The organism is Cellulophaga omnivescoria, assembly GCF_027915275.1.
In the GTDB taxonomy this organism is placed as follows: domain Bacteria; phylum Bacteroidota; class Bacteroidia; order Flavobacteriales; family Flavobacteriaceae; genus Cellulophaga; species Cellulophaga omnivescoria.
Window position 1 is genome coordinate 3,627,078 of the sequence record NZ_CP115819.1, and the last position, 22,195, is coordinate 3,649,272.

Consider the following 22,195-nt stretch of genomic DNA (forward strand, 5'->3'; position numbering starts at 1 on the left):
CTGAGGCTTTTTTAGGTATTAAAAAATAATTATAAACTATAACTTTACAATGTAAAATCTGCTTCTAAACTGGTATAAGAGCTTCCGCCCACAAAAACTTTAAAATCACCCGGCTCTATTACAAATTCTCCTTTATTGTTAAAAAAGCCTAGTTCCTTACTTGTTAGTTTTAATGTAATATTTTTGGTTGTATTTGGCTCTAATTCTACCATTTTAAACCCTTTTAATTCTTTAACTGGTCTTGTTACGCTGGCAAATAAATCTCTAATATACAATTGCACAACTTCTTTTCCCGTTACACTACCTATATTAGTTACCTCTACAGAAACCTCTACTTCGTTATTAGGCAACTTAACTACCTTTAAATTACGATATTTAAATTTGGTATAACTTAAGCCGTGACCAAAGGGGTATAATGGCTTGTTACTTTCATCTATATAGTGAGACCAAAAAACAATATCAGGATTGTCTGTAGATGGCCTACCTGTATTTTTATAGTTGTAATAAATTGGTACTTGTCCTACATTTCTAGGAAAAGTCATTGGCAATTTACCGCTGGGGTTATAATCTCCATACAAAACTTGTGCTACAGCATTACCAGTTTGTGTACCTAAGTGCCAAGCTTCTACTATTGCAGGTATATGCTCATCTGCCCATGTAATAGCTAAAGGTCTTCCGTTATTTAAAACCAAAACTATATTTTTATTAACTGCGTAAACAGCTTCTAAAAGTTCTTGTTGTACCCCAGGCAAATCTAAACTTGTTCTGCTACGAGCTTCACCACTTTGGTAACCGTGCTCTCCCAATACCATAACCACTACGTCTGCATTTTTAGCTGTATTTATAGCTTTAGAAAATTCACTTTTATCTGTTGTATTTATTTTTAATTCAAAAGCAAACTCTGTTTTACCTACAGCAACATCTGCTCCCTTTGCATAGGTAAGTGTATTGTTTGTATAGTTTTTCATCCCTTCCAAAACAGATACTGCAGTACTATCTTCGGCAGCAATTCTCCAACTACCTAACGGACTAGTTTTATCTGCTGCTAAGGCACCAATTAAAGCAATTTTTTGTCCGTTTTTCTTTAAAGGCAATAAATTGTTTTCGTTTTTAAGCAGCACAATAGATTTTTTTGCTACATCTAAAACAGCATCGTTAATTGCTTTGCTTCCGGTTACTTCTTTTTCCCTTTCTTCATTACAATACTTGTAAGGATCATCAAAAAGTCCTAGTTCGTACTTTACTTTTAAAATTCGCTTTACAGCATCATCAATAAAATTTGCAGAAACTTTGTTTTCCTTTACTAACTTACTCAATTCTTCTACGTAGGCATAAGATTCCATATCCATATCAGAACCAGCATTTGCTGCTAACTCTGCTGCTGCATTTAAGTCTTTTGCATATCCGTGAGCAATCATTTCTTTAATAGATCCCCAGTCTGAAACCACAAAACCATCAAAATTCCATTTATCTTTTAAAACCTCTCTTTGTAAAAATGCATTTCCTGTTGCAGGTACTCCATTTAACTCATTAAAAGAATTCATAAATGTTTTTACACCAGCATCTACAGTTGCCTTAAAGGGAGGAAAAATTATATTATTTAAGGTAGATGTACCTACATCAACCGTATTGTAATCTCTACCAGACTCTGAAAAACCGTAACCAGCAAAATGCTTAGCACAAGCCACAATTGTAGCCTTATCTGCTAAATTACTACCTTGAAAACCCTGCACCCGAGCCACAGCAATTTTAGATCCTAGGTATGTATCTTCACCTGCACCTTCCATAACACGTCCCCAACGAGCATCTCTAGAGATATCTACCATTGGCGCAAATGTCCAATTTATACCTGCTGCAGAAGATTCTAATGCTGCTATTTCTGACGATTTTTTAATTGCATCTAAATCCCAGCTTGCTGCTTCAGCTAACGGTATTGGACTTATTGTTTTGTATCCGTGTATAACATCAAAACCAATAATTAAAGGAATACCTAGTCTAGTTTCCTCTACTGCTATTTTTTGTACTGCTCTAACATCTTTAACACCTGTTACATTTAGCATAGAACCTACATAACCTTTACGTAAATGTTCATATTTTTTAGCTGCATCGCCATCCTTTGGAGTAGGACCAGTTACATCCCAAAAGCCATTGTATTGGTTCATTTGTCCAATTTTTTCTTCTAAAGTCATTATAGAAAGTAAAGAATCTACTTTTTGATCTATATTTAAACTATTAGAAAAATTATTTGGCGTTGAGTTTTTACAAGATAGTATACCAATTGCCATAACAATTGGTATACTATACTTTTTTCATATTATTTTTTATTGATAAACTCTAACATAATCTATTTCCATAGAGTCCTGAACAAAACCAGGATCTACTGTACCACCTAATGTACCGCCCATTGCTACATTTAAAATCATAAAAAAGTCTAGATTAAATGGTGTACTATTTGTGTTTGCATACGTTAAAAATACAGTGTCATCTACTAATATTTTTATTTCGGCTGTTGTCCACTCTACACTATAATTATGAAATTCTGTTGTAGATGTTTCATTGGCTATTTCATTTGTAAACGCATTACCAGCAAAAGCATCAGGTTGGTGCAGCGCTCCAGAAGTTTTAGATTTATCCTGGCCGGTTTGCTCCATAATATCAATTTCTCCGCAATTTGGCCATCCTACTTCATCAAAATTAGCTCCTAGCATCCATATTGCTGGCCAAGTACCCTGCGCAGCAGGCAATTTAGCTCTTACCTCTACTCTACCATATGTAAACTCACTTAGGTTTTCAGACTTTAATCTAGCAGAAGTATAGCCACCATTTTCTGCAATTGCAGTAATTTTTAATAACCCGTCTTCTACAATAACATTTTTAGGGTCGTTAGTATATGTTTGCAGTTCTTGGTTTCCCCAACCACCAGCACCTAAGTCATAACCCCACTTAGTTGCATCTGGTGCACCATCATCATTAAACTCATCAGACCAAACTAAGTTTGTAAAAACCGACTGAAAAGAGTCTTCTGCTGGACTAGTTTGAAATTTATGATACCAATACAATTCTGGGCTTAAACCATCTTGTGTTCTTACATACATTTCTGTATCAGATATCTCTAAAATTTCATAAGAAGAAGAGCTAACATAATATCCCATAAAAGCATTATTAGAAAAGTTCATCACCGTACCTCTTGGTCTAAAATCCGGATCTGGAACAGTTTCCCAGTCTATACTAGTTGGTGCTAAAGAAACTATACTTGTACCAGAAGTATCAAACTCAAAACAAGCATCTTCACCTGCATTTTGCCCTACTATATCTTGGTGACTAGCATTAAAAAAAGTACCACTATTATTGTTTAATTGATAGGTTAATTGTCCGTCTGCAGTTAGTGAAAATATTAGCTCATCATCACACAAACAATTGCTAATTTCAATGCCACATTTTTCAAACGGTTGTGCAGCAAAAAAAGAAGGAAACCAAAAAGCATCTGGAGCTATATCTGCATTACCACCAACGCCTAAATGTGCAACTTCTGATGCTGCTAAATACCAAGTTCTGGTAGAACCTCCTGTTAAAAACTGTTTTACTTCTGGGTCATCAAAAGAACTAAAAACCTCTACATCTACAGATGTGCTAGAAGACAAACCTCCTGTACCAATAGCATTTACAACCACTGTAAATGTATTTACACCTACAACGCTAAACCTGTGTGTAATTTCTCCAGAAGGAGACACTTCACTTATGCCGTCTCCAAAATCAAACTTATAACTAATTGCATTAACTGCATTTGCTTTAAGTGTTACAAATCCGCTACCATCTCCATTAGGATTAGCGTCATCTGCACCAACAACAACCGCCTCTAGTGTTACGTTAGACGGAGCAATTATGCCTCCTATAGTTGCATCATCTTCCTGACAAGAAAATAGTAGCAATACCGACAGAAAGAAAATCATATTATATTTTATTGTTTTCATTTTTTTATCTTTTTATATTCTTACTAATTTATATTGCCAAAAAACACCAGAACCAGCTTCTACGTAAACAGACATTGTATTTGCATCTATAAAGGAAACTGTATAAATAATTTCGCTAGGCACAGCTACATTAGGTAATTCTCCTTGGTTATTAGCCTTTGCTAAACCAATATAAGCACCTGTACCACTTATTGTTACAGTGCCCAATACTGCATCATAATTGTATGTTGCTGTTGCAGAACCATCATGCGGAGCTACTGGAGTACCACAAGCATCAGAACCACCTTGCCATCCTTCTACCCAAGTCTGAGCTCCTAAGTTGTTTACAAAAGAACCATCTGTACCAAATACATATGTATCATCATAATAACAAGCTCTTAAACCTACACAGTCAGCATCACAATTAAACCAGCTAATGTCACCTGGAGCAGGACCAACACCTAAAGAACCTGCCTCTTCTGCTAATTTCCAGGTACCTGCAATTGGTGAAACAACAGCACCGTCTCTTACTAATTTATACTGCCAAAAAACACCAGAACCAGCCTCTACGTATACAGAAATAGTGTTAGCATCTAAAAATGAAACATTATAGGTTATAGCACTTGGTACCGCAACGTTTGGCAATTCTCCTTGGTTATTAGCCTTTGCTAAACCAATGTAAGCGCCTGTACCATTTACAGTAACTGTACCTGCTGCCTCATTATACGTGTATGTAGCTGCAGACGAACCATCATGCGGAGCTACTGGAGCGCCACAAGCATCAGAACCGCCTTGCCAGCCTTCAATCCAAGACTCAGACCCTAAATTATTTGTAAAAGAACCATCTGCTCCAAAAACATAAGTATCATCATAATAACAAGCTCTAAGAGCTACACATTCTGCATCACAATTAAACCAACTAATATCTCCTTGAGATGGTCCAACTCCTAAAGAACCAGCCTCTTCTGCAAGTCTCCAAGTACCTACTAAACCTGTTGGTATGTTAGATGGTGCTTTGTAGAAGTATATGTTATCTATAAACACTGTACCTTCTGCCCACGGTGTACCTACAAATTTTAACTGAAAAATTTCTGAGACTGTTAAACCCTGATCTGTATAATCTGACAAAGCAATATCTATAGTTGTCCACTCGCCTGCAGATAAACTAGATGTTACTGGAGCTTCTGTAACTACACCAGACGCATTGTTAATTAATGATGTTTCTAAATCTGTAGCATCACCAGATGTCCAAACATCTAAATGTAAATATTCCATTTGTGACACATCTATTGTAGTGCCATCTGCCAAAGCAATACCTTGGTAACTTAAATTAATGTACTGTAACATTGTATCACCATTAAGGCTAAACTCTGTCCATCCGCTACCTTGGCCACCTTGTCCCCAATCTGGAAAGTAATTTGTACCTGCAACATCTTCATAAGCAGCACTATAGATAGATATAACATCTTCTGGGTTTCTGCTTGGTGGTGTAACTGCAGAACTAAGTGGTTGTACAATTGCTGTAACTACAAACTCTTCTTCATAATCTGTAGTAGCAATTGCAGCACTCATTGCAACAACTTTAATGGTATACGTGCCTGCTTCTTGATAGGTATAAGAAATTGATTCTCCTATAGCGGCTTCTACAGGTTCTTCTGCTTCTGTTTCACCAAAAAATACTTTATATGACAATGCAAAATCTGCATTAGCAGTTACATTTACTTGTTTAGATACTGCCTCATCATTTTCTATAGTTACCACTAAATTTTCTGGTGATTTAAAAGAAACTTCTATAGTTTGTGTAACTGTAGTTTTTTTACCATTTAAACCAATAGCTGTAATAACAACATCATAACTACCTTCTGCATACGTATGCGCTATAGTATTACCTGGTTTAACGGCTTCTATAATTTCTGAGCCATCTCCAAAATCTACCGTATAAGTAGTAGCGCCTTCTGCTATAGGTGTAATGTTTACAACACCTGTATTATCTTGTGTTACGCTCACTTTTGCAGACACATTTGTTGGTGCTGCAATACTGTTTACGTAATCTGTATTATCATCTTCTGAACAGCTTATAAAAAATAAGCTGAAAAGAAGCAATGTATATTTAAATATTTTCATAGTTATGGTTTTTAATAATTAGGATTTTGTTGCCAATTACCATTAGAAAACTGTATTTCTTCAATAGGAATTGGAAAGATTTCATTTTTTCCTTCAGTAAAACCATCAATTTCTTGCGCAGCCTTACCGGTTCTAACTAAATCAAAAAAGCGGTGGCCTTCTCCTACCAGTTCTACTCTTCTTTCGTGTGCAATAGCATCTGTTAGCGCTACACCAGTTGCTGTAACATCATTTGGTGCTCCAAAGGCTCTTTCCCTAACTCTATTTAAATAAGTCTGTGCTTTAGTATCACTAATTCCGCCTCTATTGTAGGCCTCTGCTGCCATTAATAAAACATCTGCAAAACGTATTGCTCTGTAATTATTAGGATTTGTAAGATTTTGGTCTCCGGTATTTAAATCTCCTTTTCTAGCAATATATTTTCGGTTGTAATACCCTGTATGTTCATTACCAGTACTAAAAGTAGCACCTGTTTGTGCAGCCCAAGCGTTTATATCTAAAATAGCAACTTCTTTACGTAAATCTCCGTCTTCAAAAGCATCTACTACTTCTTGCGTTGGAACATTAAAGCTAAACCCAGAGTCAAACTCTGGTCCAGAGTAATTTCTAATACCGTTAAAACCTACAGCTACATTACCTTCACTACATTGTAAACAACCAAAACCTGCACCTTCTGCATCTGAGTACTGGACTTCAAAAACTGATTCTACTCCGTTTTCTCCATTGTTTTCAAAAATAGTATTGTAATCTGTTACTAGGTCATATGGCCCGTTTTGTATTAAATTATCTAGAATAATAGCTGCTTCAGAAAATTTTTCTTGATACAAAAAAGCTTTGCCTAACAACGCTTGTGCTGCACCTTTGGTGACCCTACCAACTTCTGGCGCTGTATACTCTAAATTATCTATTGCAAATTTTAGGTCTTTTTCTATTAAAGCATATACCTCTGTAACAGAAGATCTTGGTAACGTTGTTTCTTCACCTAACTCAAAACGAGTTTCTTTAACAGGCACAGGACCAAACCATTTTACCAGCTCAAAATAGTAATATGCCCTTAAGAAACTAGCCTCTGCAATTATTACATTTTTACCTTCAAACTCGGTTTTATCTTGAAATTCTAGTATAAAGTTTGCTCTACTAACGCCTGCAAACATCCAGTTCCAAATGTCTCTTAAATTACTATTTACTGGCGTATGTATCATATCATCTATTTGCTGAAAACCAACTACATCTGTAGCGCTTTCTCCTCCTGCTAATGTATTGTCTGATGCAATTTCGCCTAAAATTACATTTACATACGTAGACTGTAATAAGTCATACGCACCAATTAAAGCATTGTAATAATCTTCTTCAGAATTAAAATAATTTTCCGAATCTATACTATACCTATCTACTTCTTCTAAATAAGAATCGCTACAAGCATTGTTTGTAATTACACATAGTATTACAAACAAACTAGTGATGGTTTTATTTATATATGTTTTCATATTTTTTGTTTTATATAGAAAGATTTAAACCTAAAATAAACTGTCTTGAAACTGGGTAAAATCCGTAATCAATTCCGCTAGAGAATACATCTAAATTTCCGTTTTGATTAACGCCTTGCGCAGCAGGGTCATAACCATTGTACTTTGTAAACGTAAATGCATTGTTAACAGAACCATATATACGTAATTTGCTAACACCTATTTTTTGTAAAAACTCATCTGGTAATGTGTAGCCTAATTGTATATTTTGTATTCTTAAAAAAGATGCATCTTCAACAAAAAAGTCTGAGAATAACCTGTTAGTAGTTGCTCCTATGGTTGCTCTTGGTACTGTATTACTAGTGCCTTCTCCTGTCCATCTATTTAAATAAAGACTAGATCTGTTTATGTTAGGTTGATCTCTTTCATAATTACGAACCATTTCTTTACCTAACTCTGCATACATATAGGTTCCAAAATCTAAATTTTTGTACTTAACTCTTAAATTTAGTCCCATTATGTAATCTGCCTGTGCTTTTCCTAAATATGTTCTGTCTGCAATGGTAATTTCACCATCATTATTGGTATCTACATATTTTAAATCTCCAGGAGCAGCAGCAGAACCTAAACCTTCTTGTGATGGTGCTGCATTTACCTCTGCCTGGTTTTGAAAAACACCATCTGTTTTAAGTCCATAAAAATAACCAATAGGCTGGCCAACTTCCATACGTGTAATTGCAGGCTGGCCAACACTAAAAGAACCACCTTCTGATACAATATCATTGTTTACAGATGTTACCTCGCCATTTACTTTAGTAACATTATAACTAAGGTCTACAGATAGGTTATCTGAAAAACTCTCTTTGTAGTTTACAAAAAACTCAACACCTTTTGTACGTGTAGTACCAGCATTAACCGTTGGTAAACCTGCACCAGGAGCAGAAGCTCCCAATATACCAGACACAGGAAAGTTTGCTATTAATAAATCATTACGGTCTTCTACAAAATAATCTGCAGTAAACTGTAATTTATTGTTAAACAAGTTTAAATCTAAACCAATATCTAATTTATCTGCAGTTTCCCAAGTAGCTTCAGGGTTAGGAATTCTTCCGTTTGCTGTACCAGTTACTAAACCATTATTTAAAACATAAGTAGCCTCACCACTAAGTAATGCTCTATAAAGATCTACTCCCACATTGTTACCCAAAGAGCCATAACTAGCTCTAAGCTTTAAAAAGTTTATAACGTCTGAATCTTCTAAGAAAGCTTCATCTGAAACTATCCAACCTGCTGTAGCAGAAGAAAAATAATCTATTCTGTTACTTGGTGAAAAGTCTGATGTACCATCTCTACGCACCATTGCAGAAAGTAAATATTTTCCTTTATAATCATACTGTAACCTTGTAAAGAATGATGATAATCTAGAATCATAAATATAAGAACTTGTAGATTTTGCTTCGCTTAAACCATTTGCTAATGATATGTCTGCAAACTCCCAAGAGTTGTTAGGCACATCAAAACCGGTACCTTGTAAATTATCTCCCCAAGCTCTTTGTGCACTTGTACCCAAAGTAACTGTAGCGTTATGATTTTCTGCAAAAGTCCTGTTGTAAGTAATAAAAGTGTCCCAAGTGTATGAGTTGTTGGTGTTTTTTGTTTGTGTAACACTACTACGGTCTGTATTAAAAACTTTACCAGAACCATAGTTTACAATTGGTGCAAATGATTTTTGCGTATCATTATATGATTTTAAACCTATACGAGAAGTAATTTTTAATCCGTCTAAAGGTTCATAATCTAACTGAAAAGTACCTTCTATAGAATTACCGTTATACTTGTTGTAGGTATTTGCTATTTGTGATAAAGGGTTTATAACCTCATTACCTAAAAAGCCTGATGCATCTTCTTGATCTAAAGTGTACGTTGGTGCATAGTTAAGCGCGTTAAATAAAGGAGACCCTAATGCATTTTCTCCTATTGTTTTTCTAACATTATTAAAATAGTTAGCAGATGTGGTAAATTTTAATTTATCTGTAACATCAAAACCCAATTTAACTTTAACGTTTGCTCTAGTAAAATTAGATTTATCACTAGCAATAATACCATCTTGCTCTAAAATAGAACCACCAAAATAATAGGTGTTTTTTTCGCCACCACCTGTAAGTGATATGTTATGGTTGGTAATTGGTGCAGACTCAAACAACTCATCTTGCCAATCTGTACCAGTGCCTAAATTACTTACATCTGCATACGGCAAATCTTGACCATTTGCAGCATAGCTCTCATTTAATAACAATGCGTATTCTGTTGCATTTAAATACGGTAATTGTCTGGTAGTTTGTTGTATACCAGTATAACCGTTGTAACTAATTTTAAGCGCAGAGTTTTTTCTACCACTTTTAGTAGTAACAAGTACAACTCCGTTTGCACCTTCTATACCATAAATGGCAGCTTGTGCATCTTTTAATATTGAAAAAGACTCAATATCACTTGGATTAATACTGTTTAAATCTCCTTTATAACCATCTATAATTACCAAAGGACCATTGTCTCCGTTAGAGTTTACACCTCTAATAGTAATATTAAATTGCCCACCAGGAGAACCAGATGGTGCCGTTACAGATACACCAGCAGATGTACCTTGTAATGCTTGTGCTGCATCTACAGGTCTAAGTTCTTCTATTGTTTCTGAACTTACAATAGAAACGGCTCCTGTAATGTCTTTCTTTTTTTGGCCTCCATAACCAATAACAACAACTTCATCTAACTTAGAAACGTCTTCTGTTAAAACAACATTTAACGTTTGTTGGTTAGTTATTTTAATTTCTTGGGTAACATACCCCAAATAACTAAACTGAAGAATTGCATTTTCTGGCACATTAGTAATGGTGTAATTTCCATCAAAATCTGATACCACTCCCTTAATAGTATTTTTAATAATTATACTTACTCCAGGAATGGGGAAACCTGTTCCTTGTTCTGTAATTGTACCCGAAACATTGTTTTGTTGTGCAAAGGATACGAGACAAAAACAAAAGGTAAATAATAAGCTAAGTTTTGTTTTCATAAAATAGTTTTTGTTGTACTCTCAAATTTAAAAAGTAATGCTAAGAAATTCTTAATTTGAGACACTACAAAAAACATACACCGCAAAAAAACACAGTAAAAAATGTTGATATCATAATATACACCTTGATTTTACTGGTGTTTTGGCTTGTAAGAAAATAACACAAAATTAAAACTAGATATTAGCTAAAATTGTTAATGTTGTGGTAATGTATTGGTGAAATTTAAAAATGTAGTAGTATTATAATTCCAAAATATAACTAGTTAAACTAGTTTCATGGGGTAAATTCATTTTTTTACGCAAACGATATCGTTTAACCTCTACACTTCTAGGAGATATATTTAATAAAGGGGCAATTTCTTTAGATGACAAATTTAAACGTAAATACGCGCATAGTTTTAAATCGTTAGGAGTAAGTGCACTGTGCTTTGCTTTTATTTTATTTAAAAAATCCTTGTCTGCGTTATTAAATGCTTCTTGAAATAGTTTCCAATCATCTGTATTGTTAATATTTTTATCAATTATTTTAATTACAGAAGATACTTTGTTACCTAAATTAGCTTTTATAAGTTCTTTTTTTATCGTATTTAAAAATTCATTCTTTCTAATAATACTCATTGTAGAGATAGCCAATTCTCTATTTTTATTCTCAATATCTAGCTTTAACTTTTCGTTATTTAGCTGGGTGAGTTGCTGCTTGTTTTCTAACTCTTTTCTGGAGAGTTTTTGTTGCGTTTTTAACAATGCTCTTTTTTGTTTGTTTTTATAATACACATCTATTAGCTTAAAAAGTAAAACACAAGCAAAAATGTATATTGCAATTGCTAAATTAGAAAGGTAAAAAGGACGATCTATAGTAAAAGTGTAACTGACCGTGTTTGTTATGTTGTTACCAGATTTTCCCCTAACGTTAAATGTATATTCTCCGTACGGTAAGTTTTCAAAAAGTTGAGACGTATTTTGTGACCAATTAGACCATTTGTTAGACAAGCCTTTTAATTGATATTGATACTCATTTTTTACAATTGTATTAAAAAAAGGAAAACTATAATAAAAAACGATATTGTTTTGCTTGTTTTTAAGTGCACTATTCTTTTGTAAGTTTATCCTAATTTTAGGTTCATCTCTTTTATAAACCTCTACTGCATTTATATTTATATTTAGGTTTTCTGTATTTGCTGTATTTAAATTATTTAAAAGTAAGTAACCGTTAGATGTACCCACTAAATAACCAATACCTCCTACCTGAGTCATATTTTCAAAACCAGCTACGCTATTCACTAAATTACGAGCTACAGGTATGTTTGTAAGTTTAGGTTCATTGCTTATGCTTCCAAAGTTTAAAATAGAAATATTATCATCTGCAAAGCGCCATAATTTGGTACTATCTTCCTTTATTTTCATTAATGTAGTTAAACTACTATAATCCTTAAAAAGATTAGTGTAAATAGAGTCTTTAACAAACTCATTATTTTTTAATGTAAATATACCCTGAGAAGATGAGTAAAGTAAATTGCCGTTAAACTTTATAATATTAGAACCACTACCCTCTTTAGAAACAGATAAATATTCTTTATAAAGCACTTTTTTATAATCTGCATCTACCTTTAATTTATAAAGTCCCTTTAACTCGTGATTTACGTATATGGTATTCCCTATGTTTTCAAAAAAACGGCTAGACATATTTAAACCTTCTAACCGGTTTTTATACTCCCAACTTCCGTTTTGTTTCTTTAGTACGTGCAGGCCATTATAATTACCTTGTAAAACAAGGCTTTTATCTTTATTAATGGGTTTAAAATCCCAAGTACCCGGAGAATTACTTATCTGTTTTATAACCGTATTATTATCTATAATTAATGTTCCCTTATCGTGCCCACAAAAAAGGGTGTTATCTATAGTTTTTAACATCCAAACTTGCCCTTTTGTACCTTGTATGAAACTAAAATTAGTCTGTTTGGTTACATCTTTATAAAATAAACCCTGATTTGTTCCTAAATACATATATCCATTATGTACAATAGATGTATACACCGTTCCTAACTGACCATCATTATCCGTAAATACGTTAAACCTGGACGAGTTATTTATAAAATTTATACCATTATCTAAACCCAACCATATATTTTTATAACTATCCTGAAATAAAGAAAGTACTGTGTTATTACTAATACCCTTTTGTCTTGTTAACTTGTAATTAAATGAACCATCTTTATTTAAAAAATATACTCCATTAGATATTGTTCCCAACACAATACTATTATCTTGTAGTTTTATAGCATTGTAAATACTTAATTTCTCTGTATCTAATATAGATTGCCATTTTACAGGTAAATTATTGGTAATAGTAAAAAAACCATTGTTTTCAGTAAGATAAAGTAATTGGTTATTTTGTTTAAAAATGGTAATTATTTTATTCTCTTTAAAAAAATTACTGTTGTTAACTAGTTTCCTTTTTTCATTTTCTATTTTAAACAAACCAACACCCAATTCTTGATAATATAATGTATTGTTTACATATATCATTTTGCCAATAGTACCTTTGGCATTTATACATTTTACTTCTTTTTTTTCTAAGTTGATTAAATATATTCTTGAGAGCGATTGAAAAATCATCCAACCATCTACTTTTTCTATGTTCCAAAACTGTTCACCGTCTAATAACTGAAGATTTAAACTTTCCTTTAATGAATAATATTCTAAAACTCCTAAAGCATTTTTCTGCCAATATCCAAAATCCATAAAACTACCAGTAAAAATCTTACTTCCAATAGCTTTTACAGAGCGTACAATGGAGTTGTTAGGCACGGCATAAAGTTTCCAATCTGCGCCATTATATTCTAGCAAACCGCCATTATTGGCTAAATAAATTAAATTATCTTGATTTTGAGAAATGTCCCAGTTTTGATTCTCTGCGGCGTATTCTTGTGGTGTTATAATGCTTATTGGAGGAAACTCCTGTGCTTTTAAAACAAAACACAATAAAAAAAATGAAAAGGCTGCTATTTTTTTTAACAACATATATGGTTTGGAAAGTATTATAAAAATTGTAAGCTACAATATACAATTTTATATACTTATTGCGCTAAAAAGCAACCAAATTAGACTATTTTGATAGTAAATTTTCTTTTTGGTACACTAAAATTTCTTTCAAAGATAAATGTTCTTTTAATGCAACAAAAGCAATATGCTGTGCTTGCTTTTTAAATAAGTTCCAATACACAACAACATAGCCATTTACTGGTGATACGTAGACTCCTTTTTCTGCTTCTTTAAGTTCTTTTTCGGTTCTAATATTCTCTGTATATTCTACATAAATAACCCTGTTAAAATCTGTTTTATTTACATATGTACCATAGTAGTTGTGTAATTTTAATTTAGGATTTAATGTTTTTAAATAATGTTGAGTTTTAAGAATAATAGCATCTCTAGTTTCTTTAAAAGTTGCATCATTTTCATTTAAACTAATGTCTTTTAAAAACCAAACACCATTCTCTTTTTCTACAAAATGTAATAGGCTTGGATATTGGGTATCACAAAAAATTAGTTCTAATTTAAAACTGTGGTAATAACCAAATTTATCGGTGTCTTCTTTACGAAACAAGTTCAAAAAAAACTGCTCTTTTTGTGCTATCTCTGTTTCTGTATATTCTTTAATAAAAGTAAGTGTAATAACATCATAACCCCACTCTAAACTTACTCCTAGAGCTATCATTTTATCATCTATTATAGCTTGTGATGCTACTACTTCTTGTTTTTGTATATAAGATTGATGAAAAGATAACCCGTCTGGATACATAGATTTAACATCTTTTTGATCTGCAATTTTACTTGCATCAAAAGTTAAATACATTTCTATTTTTGGATTTTCAACTTCATAAATTACAGCTTTAAAACAATTAGGATTCATTGTTGCCGTATTAAAAAACCTGTATAAATTTGTGTGTTTTAAAGTAGTACCATAATTTGCCTTTAAAAAAGCATTTAAATTTTTGGCTGCCATTTTCTTAGACAGCATATATTTAGATTTTGTTATAAAAAATATAACCACTAATAGAACAATAATTACAGATGCAATTTCTTTAATCATAAAAGTAAAAGTAGTAAACCATTACAATAAAATTGTCACGGTTTATAGGGATAAATTAAAGATATATCTTAAGCTATTTTTTAATGCGTATTCCCGTACCAAAATAGATGGTGTTTTTTTTATCTACAGTAGAAACCTTATCGTTGTCTTTATTTCTTAACTCAGCTGTTTCCATAAGAACGCCAGAAAAATTACAAAAAAGTTCTAGGTGTTCTTTTATTTTAAACTCGTAGCGTAAACCACCTAAAATAAGAGATACGTTTATTTTTTTTGCCAAATCTTCTTCGTTATTAACAGGTAAGCCTTCTTGTATGTTGGCTGTAAAACCGTCTAATTCTGTTACTAACTTAAGCCTAGATTTTTTAGAGATATGGTATTGTATATTAGACTTAGGCACACCTAAATTATAAGACCATTTTGGGTGAAATTTACGGTAATAGCTAATAAATGGTAAAGGAAAAGAAATACCTCTGTTTTGAGAATAAGATACTCCTACTATTAATCGGTAAGGCTTATCAATTGTTGTGTCGTCTCTTTTGTCATTAATAAAAACAACGTCACCAGCAAAAACAGCGTCTTCAAAAGTTATTTTACTGCCTAAATTAGAGCTAAATCCGGGTGTAAAACGCACACCCAAACGCCAATCATTCTTTAGTTTTTTAATATAAGCTAGGTTAAACTCTAACATCTGAAAATCCTGAATAATATCTCTATTAAACTTGGCAATTTCAGGGTCAAAAGACATTTCTATATTGCTATAATCTAACCCCAATAAAAGGTAATTGCTATTTTTAAGTTCTATTGGATAATTAACAGCTGCACGCGATCTGCTATACCCAAAATTAGAGTTTCCTCTTGGTAAAACCTTATATTCTAATCTAGCAAAATCTGATATTTGTCCGGTTGCGGTTACAAAACACAAATAAAAAACAAACAACAGACTCTTAAACCTCATTAAGTGTAATTAAATTATTAATAAATATTAAAAAACAATACAAATTTACCAATAATTTAGGCAGTGTACTATATATTATACTACTTTATTAGCTCTTCTTCTGCTATTGCTTTAGTATAATTTGCTTTTATTGTTGGGTGACTATTAAAAAACTTTTTACTGTTTTTACGTTTTAATGTAACCTCAACATCACCATTTTTGTTGGTAGTTACAGCAGTAACCACAACATTAAGGTTTTTTAGGCTTTTGTAATTTGCAAGTCCACCACGTTTAATAATAAAGTTTTTTCTTGGTAAAACTAAATGCTGATAGGTGCCAGATGATGCCGCTCCTATTTTAAGTTCTGTTCCTACTTTAATCTCTGAATTTAAAGGTGTTGTGTTTGCGTGTAACGCTACAACCAAACACAAACTCATTACTAATGTTATAACTTTTTTCATATTTCTTAATTTTTAACCCTAAAAATAATTAATGACGCAATATTAAGCCAGTATTTTAAATATACTTTAACAAAAAAACAAAAGCACCGTAAAAACGGTGCTTTTGTTCAAGATTTGGGGAAAACTAGTCGTATTGTTATTTAGCTACAATTATAAAGTCAGACCTTCTGTTTGTTAAATGCTCTTGCTCTGAACATTTTACACCGTTGCTACATTTATTTTTAAGTTTTAATTCGCCAAAACCATTGGCACTTTCTATTCGGTCTATATCTATTCCTTTAGATACTAAATATCTTCGGGTAGATTTTGCTCTGTTGTCCGACAACTCTAAGTTATAAGCATCCTTACCTCTAGAGTCTGTATGCGATTCTATTTTTATTTTAGTTTTTGGAAATTCATTTAATACAAAAAGTACTTTTTGTAATTCTATTTCCGCTCTTGGGGTAATATCATACTTATCGTAATCAAAATAAATAGGATCAACTTTTATTTTTTCTACATTATCTTCTTTAACTACTAAGCTCTCAAAAGGTGTTAAATATACTTTATTATTTAATGATGGTTCTTCTGGGTTTTCTTGAGTTTCTATTGTTATTGTTTTTTTAGAATACTTATCCTTTGCAAATACAATTTTACTTGTTTGGTTGCAAGGTAAAATAAAATTATAATACCCATTAACATCTGTTTTACTATTTTGTAGTAGCCTGTCATCTTCATCATAAATAGCAACTGATACCCGCTCTAATGGTTGTTTGGTTAGCTTATTATATACATTGCCAGAATACTCTAAACAGTTTATAGGTTTTGCACCTTCAAAATGATAAACATCATCGTCTCCCATACCTCCATACCGGTTAGATGCTATGTAGCCGCTGTTTGAAGCCATTTCTCTAATAAAAGAAAAATCGTCCATATTACTGTTTATAGGTTTCCCCATATTTAAAGGTAGTGAGTACTCACTATTTGGTAGTATTTTAGACGCAAAAATATCTAAGCCGCCTAAACCATAATGCCCGTCTGATGAAAAATACAACTCATCCTTATCTACAAAAGGAAACATTTCTCTACCCCTTGTATTTATAGTTGGCCCTAAATTAACAGGTTTACCAACTACGTCTCCAGATGCAGATAGCTCTACAACATAAATATCACTAGAACCATAACCGCCTTCCATATTAGATGTAAAATACAAGTGCTGCCCATCTGCACTTAATGCTGGGTGGCCACAAGAATAGTTTTTACTATTAAAACTTAAAGACATGACGTTTACCAACTTATTATCTGCAATTGTACCCTTTAATATTTGCATATTAGACAACCCATCTGCATTGGCATTAAGTTTATTTTTTTTAATAAAATTACGCGTAAAATATACTGTTCTTCCATTATTAGAAATTGCTATGGTTGCGTCATGAAAACTAGACTCCATATTTTCTAAAAACTTTTCTGGCACAAAATCTTCTTGTTTAGGGTTTGTAAAATACAAATCTAAATACGGTTGTTTGTTCCAAGGATAAAGTTTATTAGACTTAGCAGTGTCTCTGGCAGATGCAAATACCAATCCTCTTGAGTACATAGCAGGTGCAAAATCTGACTTTGAGCTATTAAAAGGCATATTTTTAATAGTGTATTTTGGTTTTGTCTTAGAAATGCTATCTAAATACGCCTTTTGTAATAAAATCATTTTTAATTTGGTAGGATTGGTGTAATACTCTTTTAAAAGTTCATCTGCCCTATCTATATGCATACTAGCTTTTAAACTTTGTACCAATTTTATCAAGTTACTCTCTCCTACTTCTTTCCCTTTTATACTATATAACTTACTATACCAATTTTTTGCATTTTGGTAATCGTTTATATTAAAATAACTATCTGCCAAACGTTGTATAACGTGTAACGATGGTTTTCTTTTTTCTGATGCTACACTTGAATATAATTTTATAGCTTCACTAAACTTAAAATCTTCAAAATATACATCTGCTCTATCTTCTTTACTTTGTGCTACAGATAATGAAGCAAAAAGTATACTTAAAATGAATAAACTTTTTTTCATATCTATATTTTTAAAAGAATCTTGGTGATAATGCTCTCTTTTTAGAATTAAAAACACTGTACTTTAAAATAACTTCATGAGAACCATTATTATAATCACCTAAATCTGTTAACGTATAATCATACGCATAACCAACAAATAACTCTTTTGTTACGTTAAAGCCTGCTAATGCACTAACGGCATCATCATAACGGTATGCTGCTCCTATGCTAAATTTTTCATTTATTAAAAAGTTACCAGATACATCTACAGTTATTGGTGCTCCAGATACGTGTTTTGTTAAAACTGTTGGTTTAAATTTTAAGTTACCAGACAAATCAAACACATAACCACCCATTACGTAGTACTGACTTTTACGGTCTGTAACAACCTCATCATTATCTTTTAAAACAGATGAATTAAAAAGGTTTTGGGTAGATACACCTGCGTACCATTTTGTACCGTATATAAATGCTCCTACTCCAAGAACAGGACGTACATCTTTATTATTTTCATTAAAAACAGGATCCAAATTATCTTCATAAGATCCTTTAGACCAATCTATGTTTAAAATGTCTACACCAGCGTTTATACCTAATGATAATTTAGTTACGTAACCTAAAGGCAGTTCATAAGCAAAGTTACCATTTACAGTAATGTTGTTAGATGCTCCTAGTTTATCATTAATTGCACTTAGTCCTAAACCAACTTTTTCTCCAAACTTACCTTGTATGGAAAAAGACTGGTTACTTGGTGCGCCTTCTAAACCTACCCATTGGGAACGATGTAAAAAGGTAGCCTCTAGCTTGCCACTTGTACCAGTGTAACCAGAGTTAAGTGCCATTGTATTATGCATATATTGTGTATACTGCGGTGCCTGTTGTGCACTAGAAATATATATTCCTAAAAAGCTAAACGCTAGCAGTAATGTATATTTTATATTTTTGGTTAATATCATTTTGGTATTCTTTTGGGGTTGTTGTGTAGGTTTGGTTTTATCTTGCTAATTGTAGCCAGCCTTTTAATGTTCTGTTTAATTCTGGAATAGAAAGAATATAGTAGTATGTACCAGACGGTAAATGTTCTCCTTTACGTAAAACACCATTAACATTTGCTACACCATCCCAGTTATTACTATAATTAACTGCTTCAAAAACTTGGTTTCCGTTTCTGTTAAATACTTGTAATGTATTAGAACTATAATCTTCTAAACACTGTACTTTAAAGAAATCGTTATAACCATCGTTGTTTGGTGAAAACTCGTTATAAACAAACAAGCAAAACTCTTCACCTAAAACCTCACCACAACTAATAACACCTACGCTTAATATAGCTTCTTCTGAGGTGCAACCACTTGCGCTATCATAAGTAACTGTAATTTCTGTGTTATCTAAATCGTCCCAAGTAACAGTAACAAAACTATCTGTACTTGTACCGCCATCTGTAATTGTACCTCCTGTAACTGTCCACACATAATTTTGCTTATCTGTTTCTGTAGTATACATATAACTATCTTCTAAACAAGCATCTTCAAAAATACCTGTAAGCGTAGCTTGCTCTGCTTCTTCAATATTAGTTGTTATTGCTAATCTTGTGCTACTTTCACAACCGTTTTCTGTATTAGCAACATAGTATGTTGCACCATCAACTAAAGCTGTAGAAGGGTCTAACATTGTGCCTCCGGTTTCCGCATCATAAAAAACAACAGCGGTTTCATTTACCTGAATATCTCCAACTACCGGATTATTTGCCTCACAAAAAACTTGTGTAGTGCTTGTTGTGGTTGGTGCAGGAGTATCTAAAATTGAAACCGTTATTTGTACACGTGGTAATACAGATAAAGGAACATCTAAAAGTCCTACATAGTATGTGCCACCATCTGTTAGAGCTGCATTAGCATCTACTGTAGCACTACCTAAAAGACTATCAAAAAATACAACATTGTTGCCGTTTACATCTAAATCTAATAAAGTTGCATTATCTGATGCACAAAAAACCTGATTTAAATTATCTAGTATAAACTCTGGTATAGTTACGGTAACATCATCTGTAATGCTACACAAACCGCCAGATATAAAAATCTCTAATAAATTATCTATATCTGATAAAAGATCTGTACCGTCTACTGTAATACTAAAATCTAAGTTAGCGTCTAATATACCTGTATAAGTTGTACCATTTATAGCTACAGTAACTTCATCTCCTACATTAACGTCTCCTGTTACAGAACCTGTAATGTCTGTGGTTGGGTTTACCTGAAAAATAGTAATTAAGTTAGCTAAGCTAATATCTGTATCTAAAGTTACATCTACTGCTGTACTTGCAGAATCTACAATAGTTACTTCTACAGGTTTTAAATCGCCATCTAGATTTTTACAACCTGCAATATTATCTGTACTACCTACAAAGTAGGTATACGGACTATTAACATCTGTTAAGCCTGTAATGGTTAAAACTCCGTTTTCATCTATATTGTATGTTGCTCCGTTTACAACCATACCGTTAGTAATTGGCATTGTTTCTGCACTGTCTAAAAACCAATTGTATGTTGCATCTATAGCACTAGAAGGTACTAATACCACACTACTTTGTGAGCAAATAGGGTTTTCATTACCAATTACAGTAATATCTGCTGCAGTAGGTATTTCCATTACAGTTACCGGAACCTCTACTCTTGGAGACTCTTCTGTACAACCTACATATGCAGAAGCTACATAATAAGTGGTACTTGTATTTAAAACTGGTGTAGTAAATGTATCTCCAGAATTGGTTGTTGCTAACAAATTACCACCAGTTTCTGCATCATACCAACGTAATTCTACAGCTGTGCCACTTGCGGTTGCAGTTATTTCTGCTGTAGAACCACTACATATACTAATATTTGTAGATGAGTCTGTAAATACTGGTTGTTCTGGTGCTCTGTAAATGTCATAAAGTCTAATTTGCTGACTAACTGCAACGTTTAACAAAGAAGCTAAACTAAGAGTAACTCTATTAACAGAAGCACTAGGCTTAAACGCTACTACTGTACTATTACCATTTTGCAAGAGTCCTAATAAATCTAAAGATAATAAACTAGATATGTTAGATGAGTACACTTCTTGTACACCATTGTTTGCTGTAATATTAATATTATTTAGTAACCCTAAGCTAACTAGAGAAGGATCTACTGCCAAACGCACATATATTACATCATCTGTACCAGAATCTGTGTCAAAATAAATGGTTTGCTCTATACTTGCAGCAACATCTAAAACTCCTAAGCCTAACTCTGCGTAGGTAGATGTATCACCGTCTATAGCAAAATTTGGATTTGTTACTCCTGCGCCTCCTAAATTTAGTAAGTCTAAAGAAATACCATTACCGCTAAAAGAAGTGTAACTTGGTAATCCGCAATCTCCTGTTCCTGTTGTGTAATAAGATTCATACACACCTAACTGTCTGGTATTGTTTAGCCCTATTAGAGATCCTATACTATTTTCAATACGTATTCTATTGTACTCTTGGTCTGGTGTAACAGCCAAAAAGTAGTCGTTATCTTTATCTACTACAACACGTAAATCTTCTGTAGAGAATCCGTTTGCTTCTGTAGATTGTTTTTCTAATACTGTAACAGCATTGTTTTGCGCTTTTACAGTAAACTCTTGATTACCAATAAGTAAAACACCTGTAATATCTGATAATAAGCCTCCTAAGCTACCTCCTAACAAACTAGGCAATAAATCGTCTTGAGTTTCTATTTTGGTGAAACTTGTAGTATTTGCTGGTAAGTTACTTGGGTACTGAAGTTCTAAATAACCAGAGTAAGCGCCAATACCAACTAATACACCAGAACCGGCATTAATGTCTGCTCTGGTTAACAAATTGCCATCCACAGCGTTATTGGCATTATCTACCCTATCTTGTATAGGAATTGTTGTAGCGTAATTTTTTGTTTGTGATTTAAGATTTGTAATACTAGTGAGTAATAGTGTTACAAAAATGAGTCTAATTTTTTGGGGTAAAATTAATTTCATTTAGTAAGTTTTTGGTTAAGTTTCAATTTGGTACAATCATAACGTAACCTTGCGT

The 22,195-nt window shown here is 32.8% G+C and carries 12 protein-coding genes; all 12 read right to left on the bottom strand.

The annotated features are described in order from the left end of the window. Positions 1 to 44: 44 nt before the first annotated feature. The 12 genes from bglX to PBN93_RS16075 all read right to left on the bottom strand — a co-directional run bounded on the left by bglX (position 45) and on the right by PBN93_RS16075 (position 22,140). Positions 45 to 2,285, bottom strand: a complete 2,241-nt coding sequence (gene bglX, locus PBN93_RS16020; RefSeq protein ID WP_271081115.1) for a beta-glucosidase BglX — start codon at positions 2,283 to 2,285, stop codon at positions 45 to 47. A 36-nt stretch (positions 2,286 to 2,321) separates the two neighbouring features. Then, positions 2,322 to 3,971, bottom strand: a complete 1,650-nt coding sequence (locus tag PBN93_RS16025; RefSeq protein ID WP_077404679.1) for a family 16 glycosylhydrolase — start codon at positions 3,969 to 3,971, stop codon at positions 2,322 to 2,324. Positions 3,972 to 3,983: 12 nt separating this feature from the next. Continuing rightward, entirely contained in the window at positions 3,984 to 6,074 is a 2,091-nt protein-coding gene (locus PBN93_RS16030) for a PKD domain-containing protein (protein WP_271081116.1), read from the bottom strand. An 11-nt stretch (positions 6,075 to 6,085) separates the two neighbouring features. After that, a complete protein-coding gene (locus tag PBN93_RS16035) occupies positions 6,086 to 7,561 on the bottom strand; it encodes a RagB/SusD family nutrient uptake outer membrane protein (protein ID WP_077404684.1) in 1,476 nt (491 codons plus the stop codon). Between the two features lie 10 nt (positions 7,562 to 7,571). Beyond that, positions 7,572 to 10,607 carry a SusC/RagA family TonB-linked outer membrane protein gene (locus PBN93_RS16040; RefSeq protein WP_271081117.1) on the bottom strand — a complete coding sequence of 1,012 codons (3,036 nt, stop codon included), beginning with the start codon at positions 10,605 to 10,607 and terminating at the stop codon, positions 7,572 to 7,574. A 240-nt stretch (positions 10,608 to 10,847) separates the two neighbouring features. After that, positions 10,848 to 13,628, bottom strand: coding sequence for a helix-turn-helix and ligand-binding sensor domain-containing protein (locus tag PBN93_RS16045; protein WP_077404691.1), 2,781 nt, complete (start codon positions 13,626 to 13,628; stop codon positions 10,848 to 10,850). 85 nt (positions 13,629 to 13,713) lie between these two features. Next, a complete protein-coding gene (locus tag PBN93_RS16050) occupies positions 13,714 to 14,697 on the bottom strand; it encodes a hypothetical protein (protein WP_271081118.1) in 984 nt (327 codons plus the stop codon). A gap of 73 nt (positions 14,698 to 14,770) precedes the next feature. Then, positions 14,771 to 15,652, bottom strand: a complete 882-nt coding sequence (locus PBN93_RS16055; RefSeq protein WP_271081119.1) for a DUF6268 family outer membrane beta-barrel protein — start codon at positions 15,650 to 15,652, stop codon at positions 14,771 to 14,773. Positions 15,653 to 15,732: 80 nt separating this feature from the next. After that, positions 15,733 to 16,092 (bottom strand): hypothetical protein, encoded by a 360-nt coding sequence (locus tag PBN93_RS16060; RefSeq protein ID WP_077404700.1) that lies wholly within the window; start codon positions 16,090 to 16,092, stop codon positions 15,733 to 15,735. A gap of 136 nt (positions 16,093 to 16,228) precedes the next feature. Further along, entirely contained in the window at positions 16,229 to 18,145 is a 1,917-nt protein-coding gene (locus PBN93_RS16065; protein WP_271081120.1) for an OmpA family protein, read from the bottom strand. A gap of 10 nt (positions 18,146 to 18,155) precedes the next feature. Next, positions 18,156 to 19,082: a PorP/SprF family type IX secretion system membrane protein gene (locus tag PBN93_RS16070; protein ID WP_271081121.1), complete on the bottom strand. Its 927-nt coding sequence runs from the start codon at positions 19,080 to 19,082 to the stop codon at positions 18,156 to 18,158. Positions 19,083 to 19,119: 37 nt separating this feature from the next. Next, a complete protein-coding gene (locus tag PBN93_RS16075) occupies positions 19,120 to 22,140 on the bottom strand; it encodes an Ig-like domain-containing protein (RefSeq protein WP_271081122.1) in 3,021 nt (1,006 codons plus the stop codon). Positions 22,141 to 22,195: the final 55 nt, after the last annotated feature.

Coding starts and splice junctions, on each gene's coding strand:
- PBN93_RS16070 (WP_271081121.1), bottom strand. CDS start 19,082: ATGATATTAACCAAAAATATAAAATATACATTACTGCTAGCGTTTAGC.
- PBN93_RS16045 (WP_077404691.1), bottom strand. CDS start 13,628: ATGTTGTTAAAAAAAATAGCAGCCTTTTCATTTTTTTTATTGTGTTTT.
- PBN93_RS16075 (WP_271081122.1), bottom strand. CDS start 22,140: ATGAAATTAATTTTACCCCAAAAAATTAGACTCATTTTTGTAACACTA.
- bglX (WP_271081115.1), bottom strand. CDS start 2,285: ATGGCAATTGGTATACTATCTTGTAAAAACTCAACGCCAAATAATTTT.
- PBN93_RS16030 (WP_271081116.1), bottom strand. CDS start 6,074: ATGAAAATATTTAAATATACATTGCTTCTTTTCAGCTTATTTTTTATA.
- PBN93_RS16050 (WP_271081118.1), bottom strand. CDS start 14,697: ATGATTAAAGAAATTGCATCTGTAATTATTGTTCTATTAGTGGTTATA.
- PBN93_RS16025 (WP_077404679.1), bottom strand. CDS start 3,971: ATGAAAACAATAAAATATAATATGATTTTCTTTCTGTCGGTATTGCTA.
- PBN93_RS16055 (WP_271081119.1), bottom strand. CDS start 15,652: ATGAGGTTTAAGAGTCTGTTGTTTGTTTTTTATTTGTGTTTTGTAACC.
- PBN93_RS16060 (WP_077404700.1), bottom strand. CDS start 16,092: ATGAAAAAAGTTATAACATTAGTAATGAGTTTGTGTTTGGTTGTAGCG.
- PBN93_RS16065 (WP_271081120.1), bottom strand. CDS start 18,145: ATGAAAAAAAGTTTATTCATTTTAAGTATACTTTTTGCTTCATTATCT.
- PBN93_RS16040 (WP_271081117.1), bottom strand. CDS start 10,607: ATGAAAACAAAACTTAGCTTATTATTTACCTTTTGTTTTTGTCTCGTA.
- PBN93_RS16035 (WP_077404684.1), bottom strand. CDS start 7,561: ATGAAAACATATATAAATAAAACCATCACTAGTTTGTTTGTAATACTA.